The sequence below is a fragment of the Micromonospora sp. NPDC049900 genome, from assembly GCF_044461025.1.
GTDB lineage: Bacteria > Actinomycetota > Actinomycetes > Mycobacteriales > Micromonosporaceae > Micromonospora.
Window position 1 is genome coordinate 226186 of record NZ_JBITKM010000008.1, and the last position, 14507, is coordinate 240692.

The window sequence follows — 14507 nt, forward strand, 5'->3', positions numbered from 1 at the left end:
TTGCCGAGCATGTACCAGCCCGCGATCGACCTGGACGCCGTCACCGCGATCGACATGCACGTACACATCGAGATCGACGACCACGGCCACGCCTCGCTGCCCGACCCGCTCGTCGCCGCCGCCTCGACGTACTTCCGCACCGACGGCCCGCGTCCGGCGGTGGACGCGGTCGCGCAGTACTACCGCGAGCGGAACATGGCGGCCGTGGTGTTCAGCGTCGACGCGCGCACGCAACTGGCCCACCCGCCGCTGTCCAGCGCCGACATCGCCCGTGCCGCCGCCCAGCACGCCGACGTGCTCGTCCCGTTCGGCTCGGTCGACCCGCGCACCGGCGAGGCGGCCCTGGAACTCGCCGCCCGGCTGATCGAGGACGAGGGCGTACGCGGGTTCAAGTTCCACCCCACCGTGCAGGGCTTCGACCCGAGCCACGAGGAGTACGCGCCGCTGTGGGGCCTGATCGAGAAGGCGGGACTGCCGGCGTTGTTCCACACCGGGCAGACCGGCATCGGCGCGGGACTGCCCGGCGGTTACGGCTTCCGGCTCGGACTGTCCAACCCGATGCTGCTCGACCCGGTCGCCGCCGAGTTCCCCGATCTCCAGATCATCATGGCCCACCCGTCGGTGCCGTGGCAGGACGAGGCGCTGTCGGTGGCGACCCACAAACCGAACACCTGGATCGACCTGTCCGGCTGGAGCCCGAAGTACTTCCCGGCCGAGTTGGTGCGCTACGCCAACTCGATCCTCAAGCGCCGGGTGCTCTTCGGCACCGACTATCCGCTGCTCACCCCGGACCGCTGGCTGCGGGACGTGGCGAGCACCGACCTCAAGCCCGACGTGCTGCCCGGCATCTTGAAGGACAACGCCGCCCGGCTGCTGCGCCTGGCCGGATGACGACGGAAGGACACCCGTGACCACCACCATCGCCTACGACAAGCTCGCCGACCTCGGTGGCACCGACCTCGGGCACACCGAGTACCGCACGGTCACCCAGGAGCAGATCGACCTGTTCGCCGACGCGACCGACGATCACCAGTGGATCCACGTCGATCCGGAACGGGCCAAGGACGGCCCGTTCGGTGCGCCGATCGCCCACGGCTTCCTGACCCTCTCCCTGGCCGTGCCGTTCTGGACCGAGCTGCTCGACGTGACCGGGGTGTCCACGAAGGTGAACTACGGCCTGGACAAGGTGCGCTTCCCGGCCCCGGTCCGGGTCGGCTCGCGGGTGCGGATGCGGGCGGTCGTCGCCGAGGTCACCGAGGTGGCGGGCGGTTACCAGATCGCCGTCGACCAGACCATCGAGATCGAGGGCGGCGGCAAGCCCGCCGTCGTCGCCCGGGGGATCTACCGCTTCTACGCCTGAGCTGCCGGGACCAGTCGTCCGGCCGCCCACCGACGCCACCCACCGCCCTCCACCACCAGGAGACTGCTGATGCACCACCAAGGGATCGGCGCCTGGCTGGCCAAGCGCCGACTCAAGTCACCGGAGAAGACCGCCCTCGTCTATGGCGAGCAGGCGACCATGACGTACCGGCAGCTCGCCGACGCCGCCGACGGCGTCGCGGCGGCACTGCGGCACCTCGGTGTCGGCAAGGGCGACACGGTCGCGTACCTGGGCGAGAACGGCCCCGAGTTCCTCCAGGTGATGTTCGGGACCACCCGGCTGGGTGCCGCCTTCGTGCCGGTCAACACCCGGCTGGCGGCACCCGAGATCACCCACGTGCTCAGTGACAGCGGGGCCCGGGTGCTGGTCCACGACCCCGAGTTCGCCGCCCGGGTCGCCTCGGTCGCGGCGGCGTCCCGGCCCGCGCACACGGTGCCGACCGGTCCCGGGAGCGCCGAGGCCCCGGGGTTGTCCCGGTTGGCCGCCACCGCCCCCCGGGACGACGCACCCGTCCGGGTGACCATGCGGGACCCGGCGGCGATCGTCTACACCTCGGGTACGACCGGGCGGGCCAAGGGCGCCGTGCTGACCCACGGCAACCTGACCTGGACGGCGCTGAACTGCATCGTCGACTACGACGTGGTGTCGACCGACATCGCCCTGATGATCTCGCCGCTGTTCCACGTCGCCTCGCTGGGCATGGGAGCGCTGCCGATCATCCTCAAGGGCGGCACGCTGGTGCTGGAGAAGGGTTTCGAGCCGGGACGCGCGCTCGCCCGGATCGCCCGGCACGGCGTCACCATGCTCAGCGGCGTACCGACCACCTTCCAGCTCCTGGCCGAACACCCGGACTGGGCCGGCACCGACCTGTCCACCCTGGGCAAACTCACCTGCGGCGGCTCGGCGGTGCCGGTCCGGGTGCTCAACGCGTACGAGGAGCGGGGCCTGTCGTTCTCGCAGGGCTACGGCATGACCGAGGCGTCGCCGGGGGCCACCTCGCTGCCGCCGACGATGACCCGGGCGAAGCAGGGCAGCGTGGGACTGCCGCACTTCTTCACCGAGGTCCGCGTCGCCGACACCGACGGCGGCCCGGCACCCGCCGGCAGCATCGGCGAGATCGAGATCGCCGGACCGAACGTGTTCCGGGGCTACCACCGGATGCCCGAGGCGACGGCGGGCGCGTTCACGGCGGACGGCTGGTTCCGCTCCGGTGACCTCGGCTACCTGGACGACGACGGCTACCTGCACATCGCCGGCCGCCTCAAGGACATGATCATCTCGGGTGGGGAGAACATCTACCCGGCCGAGATCGAGTCGCTGCTCGGCGAGATCGACGGGGTGACCGGCGTGGCGGTCATCGGCGTTCCCGACGAGCGCTGGGGCGAGGTACCGTGGGCGATCATGACGATCCGCGAGGGCACCGCCGTCGACGTCGACACGGTCCGCGACTTCCTCAACGGCAAGGTGGCCCGCTACAAGCTGCCCAAGAACGTGGTCATCGTGAACGAGTTGCCGCGGACCGCGTCGGGGAAGGTGCGGAAGGCGGACCTGCGGAGCCGCTTCGGCGGGTGGTGGCAGCGCGAGTGGTGACCAGCGCGGCGAACTCCGCGGCGGAGGCCTCGGCCAGCCGCTCGTGCATCCGCCGGTAGACCTGCGTCGACCGGGCGGCCGGCCACTGCGCGTCCATGAACTCGCGCGGCAGTCGCGGGTCGGCGCGCAACAGCGCGAGCCAGTCCGCGACCAGCATGGTGCGGACGGTGAGCGCGCCGGCCGCCTGCGTCGCCGCGTCCGGGTCGTCCCACACCTCGATGAACGCCAGGTGCTCGCGCCGGATCGCCTCGATGTCCCAGGCCGCCCGGACGCTCTCGGCGATCGGGAAGCCGGCCAGTTCGCGGGCGTGGAAGGCGATCACCGTGTTCGGCGGCAGATCCCGGCACAACGGCTCCAGCGACCCGGCGAGGTCGACCTCGCCGGGCGCCAGCCACAGCCCGTCGCGCAGCGGTGCGAAGCCCTCCCAGGTCAGCGTGGACCGCAGCCGGTGACGCAGGGTCCGCTGCCCCTCCGGGATGGTGAACGTGACGAGGGTCCAGCCGGTGCCCTGCGGGTCGAACGGGCGCGGGCCCCGGACCCGTTCGGTCGCCTCGCGCAGCACCGCCACCCCGTGTGCGGTGAGCGAGAACTGGATCTCCCGGCCGCTCTTGCTGCGGGCCAGGATGCCGGTCTGCACGAGCCGGTCGAGGGTGGCCCGCGTCGCCGGTGCCGCGACACCCGCCCCCTCCAGCACCCCGATCAGGACACTGGCCCGGACCGGCCCCGGATCGTCGTCGACGACGTGTTCACCGAAGAACGCGAGCAGCAGTTGCTTCGGCTGACGACTGCGCACAGTCCTCCCTCTCGGACGGCTCCGACCTGGCGACGGTCACGGGGCGACGGTCTGGGCGCCCTTGGCGCGACGGATCTGGTCGTAGACGTGGGTGCGCAGCTCCGTGAAGCGGGGTAGCGCGCGAGTCGTGATCTGGTCACGCTCCGGCGGCAGGTCGATGACGAGATCCTCCTGCACCCAGGTCGGCGACTTGGACAATACTAGAACCCGTTCGCCCAGGTAGACCGACTCGTCGATGTCATGCGTGACGAAGACGATCGATATCTTGCGGGTCGCGTGCAGCTCCCGCACCAGGTCCTCCAGGTCCGCGCGCGTCTGGGCGTCGACCGCGGCGAACGGCTCGTCCATGATCAGCACTTCCGGCTCGTACGCGACCGCCCGGGCGATCGCCACCCGCTGCTGCATGCCGCCGGAGAGCTGCCAGGGGTGGCTCCGGGCGGCGTGCCCGAGGCCCACCGCCTCGATCGCGTCGGTGACGAGGCGCTCGCGCGCCGCCCGGGACAGCTTCTTGTGGCGCAGCGGCAGTTCGACGTTGCCCCGCACGGTCAGCCACGGATAGAGGCTGCGGCCGTACTCCTGGAAGACGACGGCCATCGCGGGACTCGGTCCGGTCACCGGTGCCCCGTGCATCTCGACCAGCCCGTCCGTGGGCCGCAGCAGCCCGGCCAGGCACTTCAGCAGCGTGGTCTTGCCGCAGCCGGACGGGCCGACGACGCAGACGAGTTCACCGGCGGCCATGGTGAAGCTGACGTCCCCGATCGCCTCGACGTCGCCGGACGCGGACTCGTACACCTTCCGCAGGTGCTCCACCTTGAGCAACATGTCCCGCTCAGGCACGGTTGACCTCCCTGATTCCGTGGTACCAACGCAGCACCCGCCGTTCGACGACACCGAAGGTCGCGGCGAGCAGGACGCCGACGAGGCCGAGCAGGAGGATGCCGCTCCACATCTCGGCGATGAGGTAGTTCCGCTGGAAGTACGCGATCCGGTAGCCCAGGCCGGCGGACGAGGCGAACATCTCCGAGATCACCATCAGGATCAGCGCCACCGACAGTCCCTGCCGGACGCCGGCCATGATGCGCGGGCTCGCGGCCGGAAGCACGAGGAAGCGCAGCCGCTCCCACCAGGTGATCCGGTACGAGTCGGCGGTCTCGGACATGACGCTATCGGTGGCCCGGACACCGTCGATGGTGTTCAACAGGATCGGCCAGACCGCGCCGGAGACGATGACCACCACCTTCATCGTGTCGGTGATGCCCAGCAGCAGCATCACCACCGGGATCAGCACCGGCGGCGGGATGGCCCGGAAGAACTCCAGCAGCGGTTCCAGCAGTTCGCTCAGCCACCGGAACAGTCCGATGAGCGTGCCGAGGGCGACGCCGATCACGATCGACGCGGCGATGCCGAGGGCGAGCCGGTAGAGGCTGGGCAGCACGTCGTGGACGAACGCGGGACCGACCCAGGTGTCCCGGAACGCCGCGCCGATGGTGAGCGGTCCGGGGAAGAACCGGTTCGTCGACACCGTCGACGTCGCGCCCCAGATCACCAGCAGCAGGAAGGGCAGCCCGAGCGAGTAGAGGAAGCCCGAGGCGACACGGTGCGCGAGGCCACGTCCGCGCGGCCGGGCGGCGATCCATTCGGCGTGCGCGGTCATCGGGGCTCCTCTCCTCGGACGGACTGGTGCCAGGACAGCGAGCGACGTTCGACGAACCGGAAGACGAGGTTCACCAGCAGCCCGAGCAGGCCGGTGACCACCACCAGCGCGTACAGGCCGACCGCGTCGCCGGAGGAGCGGGACAGCTCGATCATCCGCCCGAGTCCGGGGTTGCCGATCACCATCTCCGAGGTGATGGCGAGGATGAGCGCCACCGCCGCACCCAGCCGGACCCCCGTCATCAGGTACGGCAGGGTGGTCGGCAGCACGAGGTAGGCCAGTCGCTCGCGCCGGGTGAGCCGGAAGCTGCGGGCGGTGTCCCGGGCCACCGCGTCGACGTCCGCGACGCCGTAGATGACCTGCACGAACACCTGCCAGAAGGACGCGTAGATGATGATCACCAGCGCGGCCTTCATCTGGATGCCGAACATCAGCACGGCCAGTGGGATGAGTGCCACCGAGGGGATCGGGCGCAGGAACTCGACCACCGTATGGGTCGCGCGACGCAGGACGGGAACCAGCCCGACGACGGTGCCCAGCACGACCGCGGCGACCGTCGCCACGGTCAGCCCGATCGCCCACGAGGTCATGGTGTGACCGAGCCGCCGCCAGAAGGCGACGTCGCGGAACTCCTCGGCGAGCCGGACCAGCACGTCCGTGACGTACGGCAGGTACTGCGAGTTGACCAGCCCGAGGGTCGGCACCAACTGCCAGACGACGAGGAATCCCGCCAACCCTGCGGCACCCAGCAGCACCTTGCGTGGCGGGCGGGTCCGCCGGATGGATGTCACGTGCATGTCGCTCCCGTGGTCGGCGGCGTCACCCTTCCCGACCGGCGGCCGGGAAGGGTGGGACCGCGAGGGCTACTGCTGCTGGATGAGACGGTCGAGGTTGGGCTGCCGGTCGAGCACCTGGTACTTACCGGCGAGCGTGGCGAGCGTGCTCAGGCTCTCCCGGTCCAGCTCCCAGCCGAACTCCGGCAGCCGCACCGAGTCCGCCACCGGCTCGGGGAGTTGCAGGTTGTCCTTGATGGCCTGCCGGACGTCCGCCTCGTTGGCGGGGTCCTGCGCCCACTGGAGGGTCTCCTTCATCGCCGTGGAGAAGGCGGAGATCAGCTCGGCGTCGGACTCGGTCCGCTCCTTCGTGGTGATCGTGGTCAGCGTGGTGAGCCCGGGGACGACTGCCTGGTAGGGCGCCACCACGAAGGTGTCCCCCCGGCCGCGCAGTTGCGTGACGAACGGCTCCGGCACCCAGGCGGCGTCGATGTTGCCGGCCTCCAGTTGGGCCGGCGCGTCCGGGAAGGCGACCTCGACGAACCTGATGGTGGACGGGTCGCCGCCGTCCTTCTCCACGGCGGCCATGATGGTCACGTCACCGGCCGCGCCCAGGCTGTTCACCGACACCCGCTTCCCGGCGAGTTCGGCGGGGCGGGTGATGCCCGACGCCTTCGACGCCACGACGGCGTTGATGTCGTCGCCCTCGGCGTACGAGGACGCGTAGTTGCCGATCATCACCACGCCGAGGTCCTGCAGGTCGGCCCGGAACGGACCGAACGGCTGGCCGATGGCGAACTCGATGTCACCGTTGATCAGCGCCGGGATCGCCTGGGCGCCGCCCTGGGCGGGCAGCACCTCGACCCCCAGCCCGTGCTTGGCGAAGATGCCCGCCTTGATGCCGCCCCACAACGCGGCGGTCTCGGTGATGGGCAGCGCCGCGACCCGCACCTGGCGCAGGTCGCCGTCGGCCTGCTCGGGGCCGGTCGCGTCGGAGTCGGTGCAAGCGGTGAGGGCGATCGCGACGGCGGCGACCAACCCGAAAGTGATGACCTTCTTCATGGACGGGGCCCTTCCTGGGCGGGGGTGGTGGGGGTGCGTCGACACGGCGGATGCCTCGAAGGTGCGGACGCGTTCGGGTGTGAGTGGGGTCACCCTGCCGTGGTGGCCATGGTCAGCCACCCGGCCACCAGATGTCAAGAATTTCTGACGCCCGTCATGAATAGGTTGAATATTGCGGCGGTGCGCCGCCCAACGCCCGGGTCAGCTCGGTACGCGAGCGCACGCCGAGCCGGTGGAACACGTTGCGCAGGTGGTGGTCGACGGTGCGGGTGGACAGGAACATCCGGCCGGCGATCTCCCGGTTGGTCGCACCCTCGGCGACCAACCGCGCGATGCGGAGCTGCTGGCCGGTGAGCAGGCGCTCGGCCGGACGCTGCGGCACCCCGACCGACTCCCCCGCCGCGCGTAGCTCGGCGGTCGCCTGCTCGCTCCAGGTCTCCGCGCCGAGCAGCACGAACGCCTGCCGGGCGCGGTGCAGGTGCGCCCGGGCGTCGCGCGGTCGACGGCGACGCCGCAGCTCCCGGCCGAACAGCAGCTCGGTACGGGCCCGCTCGAAGGTGGCGACGTCGGCCGGGTGCATGCGCAGGGCGGCCCGGAACAGCTCCTCGGCCTCGGCGCTACCCCGGGGCGCCAACAGCGCGTGGCACCGCGCGGACAGCGCCCGCCGCGACGAGCTGGCCGTACTGCCCACCCAACGGTCGAAGACCGCCAGCGCGGCGTGGGCCTGCGCGGGCCGACCGGCGCAGGCGGCGGCCTCCACCAGATGCGGCGTCGCCATCACCTGCACCATGACCTGACCCCGGCCGGTGCCGGGGCGAGCCAGCGAGGTGAGCCGGTCGGCGGCGTCGGCGTACCGGCCGGCGACCAGGTCGAGCACGGACAGCGCCCACTGGGCCAACGCGTACGGGCGGCTGTCCGGCGGGGCGCTGTCCCCGATCTCGGCGACGTACCGCAGGCCGGCGTCCCGATCGGCGCGCACCGCGGCGAGCACGGCGAGCAGACCGAGGTGCACCTCGGCACTGGCGTGCTGGTCGGTGGAGCGGGCCAGCAGCAGCCCCTCCCGGCAACTGTCCGCCGCCGCGTCGTGCCGACCCAACCAGTACTCGCTCATCGCCCGCAGTTCGAGGGCGCGCGGCAGCAGGCACACCTCGCCGGTGCTGCGGGCCAGCTCCACGGCGCGGTCGGCGAGCCGGTGCGCGGCGGCGTCCACCGCCACCAGCAGGCCGGCGGCGACCGCGCCGGTCAGAGCGCTCGGGGTCATGGCGACGCCGGACCGTCCGCCCAGCACGACCGCCCGACGCAGCAGCGGCCCGCCACGCAGGTGCTCGCCCCGCAGGGTCGCGGCGATCCCGGCGACCAGGGTGGTCAGCAGTTCCGCCTCCGGGCCGTCGGCGTCGCGACGCGCCGCCACCGGGTGGCGCGCCACCTCGGCGTAGCGGTACTGCTCCCCGGAGTAGCACACCGCCTCACCGGCGCGCAGCAGGGCGAGCAGGGCCGTCGCGCGATCGGTGGCGGCCAGCGCGTCGGCGGCGGCCAGCAGCACGGGCGGCGCGGCGGACGGCGCGGCGCAGCGCAGCAGCATCTCGCCGCGCAGCAGCGCGGACCGGCCGCCGAGAGCGGCGTCCCGGGGCGTGACCGGTCCACCGACCCCGGTGCCCGCCGGCGGGTCGGGCAGCGCCCGCAGCAGGGCGCGGGCCTGGCCGGTGCGCCCCACCGCCCAGGCGTGACCGGCGGCGGCGACCCGCCGCTCGGCGGCCGACGCCGGATCGTCGGTCAGCTCGGCGGCCCGGGCCAGTGCCGCCGCCGTGTCGACCGAGTGCCCGCCCTCGGTGGCGACCGCCACCAGCTCGGCGGCCAGGCCCGGGTCCGGGGCGTCCGTGGCGGCGGCCCGGTGCAACGCCCGCCGCAGCCGTTGACCGGGCGCGCCGCACGCGGCGGCGAGCAGCAGGTGCGCCGCCCGCCGGTCGGCCGCCGGGGCGGTGGCCTCGACCATCGCGCGGGCGAGCGGTCGGGGGAAGGTGACGTCTCCGTACGGGCCGGTGCGCACCAGCCCTGCCGCCTCCGCCGGAGCCAGCGCCTCGACCGCGGTACCGGCCGCCCGGGCGGCCCGCGCCAGCACGCCGGAGCCGACGTCGGCGGCGAGCGCGGTCAGCAGCAGGACGCGCCGGGTGTCGGCGGGCAGCCGATCCAGCATGGCGCGGTACGCGCGACCGAGGTCGCCGTCCGGGGGCGGCGTGCCGGGCAGCGGCTCCCGCCCGAGCCACTGGCCCGGGGTGAGCGCGTCGGCCAGGTCCACCAGCGCCTGCGGGTTGCCGCCGCCGATCGAGGCCAGCGTGGCGAGCACCGGCTCGGGCGGCGGTCCGGGACGCCGGGTGGCGAGCAGCGCCCGACTGGCCGTCTCGTCCAGCGGCGACAGCCGCCGGCTGGGGATCCCGGCCACCAGGCTGCCGTCGTCGGCGGTGAGCAGGAGCGTGACCGGCAGGGGCCGCAACCGCCGGGCCACGAAGGCCAGGAGCCGGGCGGTCGGTACGTCGCCGGTGTCCAGGTCGTCCATGGTGCACAGCAGCGGACGCTCCCGCGCGGCACGGGCCAGCAGTCCGAGGACGGCTACGGTGAGGGTGAGCCGGTCGCCGTCGCCGCAACCGTCCCCGGTCAGCACGCGGCGCAGCACCCGCCGCTGCCGTTCGGGCAGGTCGACGGCGTGGTCGCGGACCGGATCGAGCAGCCGTTGCAGGCCCGCGTACGGCAACTCGGCCTCGTCGGCCAGTCCGGCCGCGCTGAGCACCGTCCGGTCGTCGGCATGCTGGTGGGCGTACGCCAGCAGGGTGCTCCGGCCCGCGCCGGGCTCGCCGTGCAGCAGCAGGGCCGCCCCCGGTGGCGTCGCGAGCAGGTCCCGGATCAGCCGGCACTCGTGCTGCCGCCCGCAGATGAAGGTTATTTGCACTCGCGATGCATTAACCATGCATCGAGTCTCGCCCACGTCGGGCGGCTTGGAAAGGGGGATCAGGCTTCGGCGACCGCCCTGAACAGGGACTCCACGGTGCGGGTCAGCACGGCGCGGGCGGCGTCCACGCCGAGACCGAGCCCGTCGCGCAGCGTCGACCAGGCCGGCCAGGTGCTCGCCGCGACCACCGCGTGGACCAGTTGTTCCCGACCGGCACCGGCGCGCGCCAACTCGGCGGCGAACAACTCCTCGACCTCGTCGCGCACCCGGGCCAGGTGCTTGAGCCGGTTGCGGCGCAGTTGCGCGGAGAACGGCTCGCGCATCTGGGCGGCCCGCGCCGCCGGTGCGATCAGTTGCAGCAGCCTCGCCCGCTGCCGACAGTACGCGTCCACCCGCTTTGCCAGCGGCAACGTCGGCGAGATCGGCCGCCAGGCGGCGTCCTGCTGGCGGAGCAGCTCCCGGCCGCTGGCCTCGAAGAGGGTCTCCATGTCCTTGAAGTTGGTCCACAGTGTCCGCAGCGATATCCCGGCCCGCTCGGCGATGCGCTCACCGGTCGGGCGCAGGTCCCCCTCGGAGATCAGGGCCAGGTGCGCCTCCACGATGGCCGCCCGGGTGCGCTCGGCCCGGGCGGTCCGGCCGTCGACGCGACCTGTCGCCTCAGCCGCCGTCGGTGCCGTCGCCCGACCCGGTGCCTCGGCCCTACCCATCCGCGTCCGCCTCCCCCACCGTCACGTTCCGTTGTGCGAGCCGAGTCTAGACGCGTACCACGACGGGGTTTTGCGCCCGATATGCCGTGGCTGCGTGTCCGGCGAGTCGGCGCAACGGCGGTCAGGGCGTCGGCACCCCGTCGGCCGGGGGCACCACCGGCGCTGCGACTCCTCGACCGGCCCGTCCCCCTCGTCGGTCTGGTACGTCGGGCCGAAGTGGCGCTGCACTCCCCCGTCGACCCGGCTCGACCGGGGCCGCCGGTCGACGGACCGGCGGCCCCGCGATCCGGGACGACCTCGGCGTCGGGTCAGTGCGGGCACGTGTTGCGGTACTCCTCGACGGCCGGGCCGCTCGGCCCGGGGCAGAGGAACCGCTCGTACCGGGTGTCGTCGTCGACGAACCGCTTGAGCCAGGCCACCGCCTGCTTGGCGGTCGGCGTGTTCACCGTGTTCGGGAAGAAGTGCCCGGCGTTGTTCAGCTCCAGGTACGCCTTCTCCGCCGAGGCCGGGATGCTGGTGTAGAACGGCTCGGAGTGCGTGGCGACCGGGGCGGTGCTGTCGCTCTCCCCGCCGATGATCAGCGTCGGCACCCGCAGGTTCGACCAGTTCTTGGTCAGGTTCCAGGGGGCCAGCGGCACGGCGGCCTGCAACGACGGTCGGCTCGCGGCGGCCTCCAGGCTGCCTCCGCCGCCCATCGAGTGACCGGCCACCGCCAGCCGACCGGCGTCGATCCGGCCACGCACCGAGCTGCGCTGGGTGAGGTGGTCCAACGCGGCCAGGAGCTGACGCCCCCGGCTGGCCGGCTGGTCCAGACGGGTGATGGTGTCGATGCCGATCACCACGAACCCGTGCGAGGCGATCCGGGGACCGAGCCAGCTCAGGCTCGACCACGAGGCGGTGTAGCCGGGCGAGATGGCGACCGCGCCGAAGGTGCCCTCGCTGGTGCTGGTCGGGTAGTAGATGACGCCGCCGCCGAAGCCGCTGACGCTCACCGAGGAGACGCTGATCGAGGAGGTGGCGAACGGGCCTCGGCTCGCCTCCAGGATCGCGTCGGTCGGTGTCGGACCGCGCTCGTACGGGCCGGCGGCCTGGGCGGGCGCGGCGGTGGCGACGAGGCCACCGGTGGCGGCCAGGACGGTGACCGCCGCCAGCCGGGCCAGCAGGGTCGCGGAACGGGAACGGATGGTGGTGGATGATCGCACGTCGGGCACTCCCTCGGTCCGGGGCGGTATCGACTGCGATCAGTGTTCAAGGTGTCCGGCCGGCAGCGCATCGGCAGAATCACCAGTCACCGGGGTCGCCGGTGGGTGCGGCCCACCGACGACCCCGGCCCGGTTCACCGCACTGTGCAGAGCGTGCCGTTGAGCCGGAAGGCGGTCGGCGTCACGTTCGGGCCGCTGTACGCCCCGACGAATCCGGCGGTGACCGTGCCTCCGGCGGGGATCCGACGGTTGTCGTCGGTGCCGGTCACCCGCACGGCGGTGCCGACCTGTTCCCAGGTGGCGTTCCAGCCGCTGCTCACCTGCTGCCAGCCCGTCGGCCAGGTCCAGGTCAACGTCCAACCGTCGACCGCACCCGCCCCGGTGTTCACCACCTCGACGTCGGCCACGTAGCCGTTGCCCCAGTCCGTGGTGCTGGCGAACCGGACGGCGCAGGTGCTGCTCGCCGGGCTGCCGGTGGTGAAGGTGAGCGGCGGGGAGGCCCAGGAGACCCGGCCCGCGGTGTCGCGGGTCAGCACGTTGACCGTGTACCGGGCGCCGGGGACGAGGTTGTCCACGGCGAGGCTGGTGCCCGAGGTCTCCCCGAGCTGTTCGCTGACCGCACCGTGCTGCCGGTGCACCTCGTACTTGGCGATCGGGGCGGCACCCCGGGTGGCCGCCGGCCAGGAGATGGTCGCGCTGCGGTGGGTGACGTCGTCGACCGTGGGTCGGCCGGGTGCGCCCGGCTGACCGCCCGGCGCGGCGGCCGGACGCACCACGAGCGTGGTCAGCGAGTACGGCGGCAGGGTCCGGCTGGTCGCGCTGCCGGTCTGCGCGGTGGCGACGGCGGTGGCCCCGGTGGTGTGGGAGTGCACCGTGGGCGCGGCGGCCGACGGCGCGAACCCGGCGTAGTCGATGTCGACCTCCCGCGCGTTCTCCGGGTCCTTGTTGATCAGCAGCACCGCGACCTCCCCGTTGGCCCGGCGTACCGCGTGCGCGGCGACCAGCGGGTCACTGGTGCCGGTCCGGACGAACTGGTCGCCGGTGCGCGCGAACCGGCTCATCATGGTCAGCCCGTGGTACGACGCGAACGGCGTGTTCAGTGGCGGCTCGCAGACCGACCCGTCCGAGGTGCAGGTGCCGCTGGAGAGCATCCCGAAGTCGCCGTAGTCGGTCTGCCCCGCCACGGTGGTCACCTTGCCGATGCCGTTGCGGACGTTCCACCACTGCACGGTGAAGACCCCGTTGGCCAGCAACCCGCTGTAGGCGTCGGCCAGGAACAGCGCGGCCGGTTGGCTGGTCATCCCCTCGGCGGTCACGTTCACCTCGGTGAGGCTGATGCCGATGCGGTCCGCGTCCGGCCCGGCGTACCGGCTGATCTGCTGCCGGAGCAGGTGCACCGCGTCCGGGATGTGGCTGGTCCGGGGCAGCGACTCGGCCGCGCTGCCGCCCGGGTACCAGTGCACGTCGACGAAGTCGATCCTCGGTCCGGCGATCGAGAGCACGGTCTGGTTCCAGGGGCCCGGGTCGGCACCGGCGGTCAGCCCGTCCGGCCAGTTCGCCGGCATGGTCAGCACCGCGCCGACCTTGATGTCCGGGTCGACGGCCTTCATCGCGTCGGCGTACTCGACGACCAGGTTCGCGTAGTAGGTGGCGCTCTTGTCCGGGTGCTCGTCGGCCTCCCAGGCCGACCCGTAGTGACCGTTGCCGTAGTTCTCGTTGCCGACCGCCCAGTACCGGGCGCCGTACCCCTTGGTCACGTTGGCGTAGCGCACCCAGTCGGCCGCCTCCTGCGGCGTGCCGGTGCCGTAGTTGGCGATGATCATCGGTTGGGCGCCGGCCCGGCGGACCCCGGCCATGAAGGTGTCGAAGTCGGTGTTCGGCGCGACGTACCCGCCCGGTGCGGTGTGGTCGCGCCAGTGGTAGATGTCGGCGTACGAGCCGCCCGGGTACCGCATCATCTGCACGCCGGCCGCGCGCAGCAGGTCCGACGTCTCGGTGGTGCCCAACTGCGAGTCCCAGATGGCGTGGTTCACGCCCAGCGCGGTGTCCGGCACGGTGGCCAGCCCGGCCCGTGCGTTCACCGTCACCGCCACCGGTGCCGTCGCCGCACCGGCACCGGGTGGTGCCACGCCGAGCAGCGCGCCGGTGGCGAGCAGCAGGCTCGCCGCCAGGGCCGCCCGGCCACGCCGGGAGAGTCGCAACGGCGGGTTCAGGGGTCGAACACCGTGCCTGTTCGAGATGGTCATGGTCGTCCTTCGTGGGTGATCACGGCGGCGACCCGCCCGGCCCGGCGCCCGAGGCGGACGGCCTCGGGCGCGGGCGGACGCCACGACATCAGCTCGTCCGTCGCCTCCCGGGAGGCCGTGGCGGCTCCGGGTGCCCCTGAGGCGACGGTCAGCAC

At 72.7% G+C, this 14507-nt stretch carries 12 protein-coding genes; 3 read left to right on the forward strand and 9 right to left on the reverse strand.

Annotated elements, in window-relative coordinates; translation table 11 throughout:
* Nucleotides 1-9 precede the first annotated feature (9 nt).
* From ACIBMZ_RS19885 to ACIBMZ_RS19895, 3 genes are all read left to right on the forward strand, one after another.
* Nucleotides 10-891, forward strand: a complete 882-nt coding sequence (locus tag ACIBMZ_RS19885; RefSeq protein ID WP_396695768.1) for an amidohydrolase family protein — start codon at nucleotides 10-12, stop codon at nucleotides 889-891.
* A 16-nt stretch (nucleotides 892-907) separates the two neighbouring features.
* Nucleotides 908-1360: a MaoC family dehydratase gene (locus ACIBMZ_RS19890; RefSeq protein WP_396695770.1), complete on the forward strand. Its 453-nt coding sequence runs from the start codon at nucleotides 908-910 to the stop codon at nucleotides 1358-1360.
* A 69-nt stretch (nucleotides 1361-1429) separates the two neighbouring features.
* The gene (locus tag ACIBMZ_RS19895; protein WP_396695772.1) at nucleotides 1430-2971 is read left to right on the forward strand and encodes a long-chain fatty acid--CoA ligase; all 1542 of its coding nucleotides are present in this window, start codon (nucleotides 1430-1432) and stop codon (nucleotides 2969-2971) included.
* Here ACIBMZ_RS19895 and ACIBMZ_RS19900 read toward each other — a convergent pair.
* From ACIBMZ_RS19900 to ACIBMZ_RS19940, 9 genes are all read right to left on the reverse strand, one after another.
* Complete coding sequence (locus ACIBMZ_RS19900; protein ID WP_396695774.1) at nucleotides 2877-3764, reverse strand: PaaX family transcriptional regulator C-terminal domain-containing protein; 888 nt, start codon at nucleotides 3762-3764, stop codon at nucleotides 2877-2879. The two genes, ACIBMZ_RS19895 and ACIBMZ_RS19900, sit on opposite strands and share 95 nt — an antisense overlap.
* Nucleotides 3765-3800: 36 nt before the next feature.
* Nucleotides 3801-4601, reverse strand: a complete 801-nt coding sequence (locus ACIBMZ_RS19905) for an ABC transporter ATP-binding protein (RefSeq protein ID WP_396695776.1) — start codon at nucleotides 4599-4601, stop codon at nucleotides 3801-3803.
* Nucleotides 4594-5418 (reverse strand): ABC transporter permease, encoded by an 825-nt coding sequence (locus ACIBMZ_RS19910; protein WP_396695778.1) that lies wholly within the window; start codon nucleotides 5416-5418, stop codon nucleotides 4594-4596. Before ACIBMZ_RS19910 ends, ACIBMZ_RS19905 begins: the two co-directional genes overlap by 8 nt.
* Entirely contained in the window at nucleotides 5415-6215 is an 801-nt protein-coding gene (locus tag ACIBMZ_RS19915) for an ABC transporter permease (RefSeq protein WP_396695780.1), read from the reverse strand. Before ACIBMZ_RS19915 ends, ACIBMZ_RS19910 begins: the two co-directional genes overlap by 4 nt.
* A gap of 66 nt (nucleotides 6216-6281) precedes the next feature.
* Complete coding sequence (locus tag ACIBMZ_RS19920; RefSeq protein WP_396695782.1) at nucleotides 6282-7253, reverse strand: ABC transporter substrate-binding protein; 972 nt, start codon at nucleotides 7251-7253, stop codon at nucleotides 6282-6284.
* Between the two features lie 154 nt (nucleotides 7254-7407).
* Nucleotides 7408-10197, reverse strand: a complete 2790-nt coding sequence (locus ACIBMZ_RS19925) for a LuxR C-terminal-related transcriptional regulator (RefSeq protein ID WP_396695784.1) — start codon at nucleotides 10195-10197, stop codon at nucleotides 7408-7410.
* 59 nt (nucleotides 10198-10256) lie between these two features.
* Nucleotides 10257-10904 carry a TetR/AcrR family transcriptional regulator gene (locus ACIBMZ_RS19930; protein ID WP_396695787.1) on the reverse strand — a complete coding sequence of 216 codons (648 nt, stop codon included), beginning with the start codon at nucleotides 10902-10904 and terminating at the stop codon, nucleotides 10257-10259.
* A 308-nt stretch (nucleotides 10905-11212) separates the two neighbouring features.
* A complete protein-coding gene (locus ACIBMZ_RS19935) occupies nucleotides 11213-12106 on the reverse strand; it encodes an alpha/beta hydrolase family protein (RefSeq protein WP_396695789.1) in 894 nt (297 codons plus the stop codon).
* A 134-nt stretch (nucleotides 12107-12240) separates the two neighbouring features.
* The gene (locus tag ACIBMZ_RS19940; protein ID WP_396695791.1) at nucleotides 12241-14352 is read right to left on the reverse strand and encodes a cellulose binding domain-containing protein; all 2112 of its coding nucleotides are present in this window, start codon (nucleotides 14350-14352) and stop codon (nucleotides 12241-12243) included.
* Nucleotides 14353-14507: the final 155 nt, after the last annotated feature.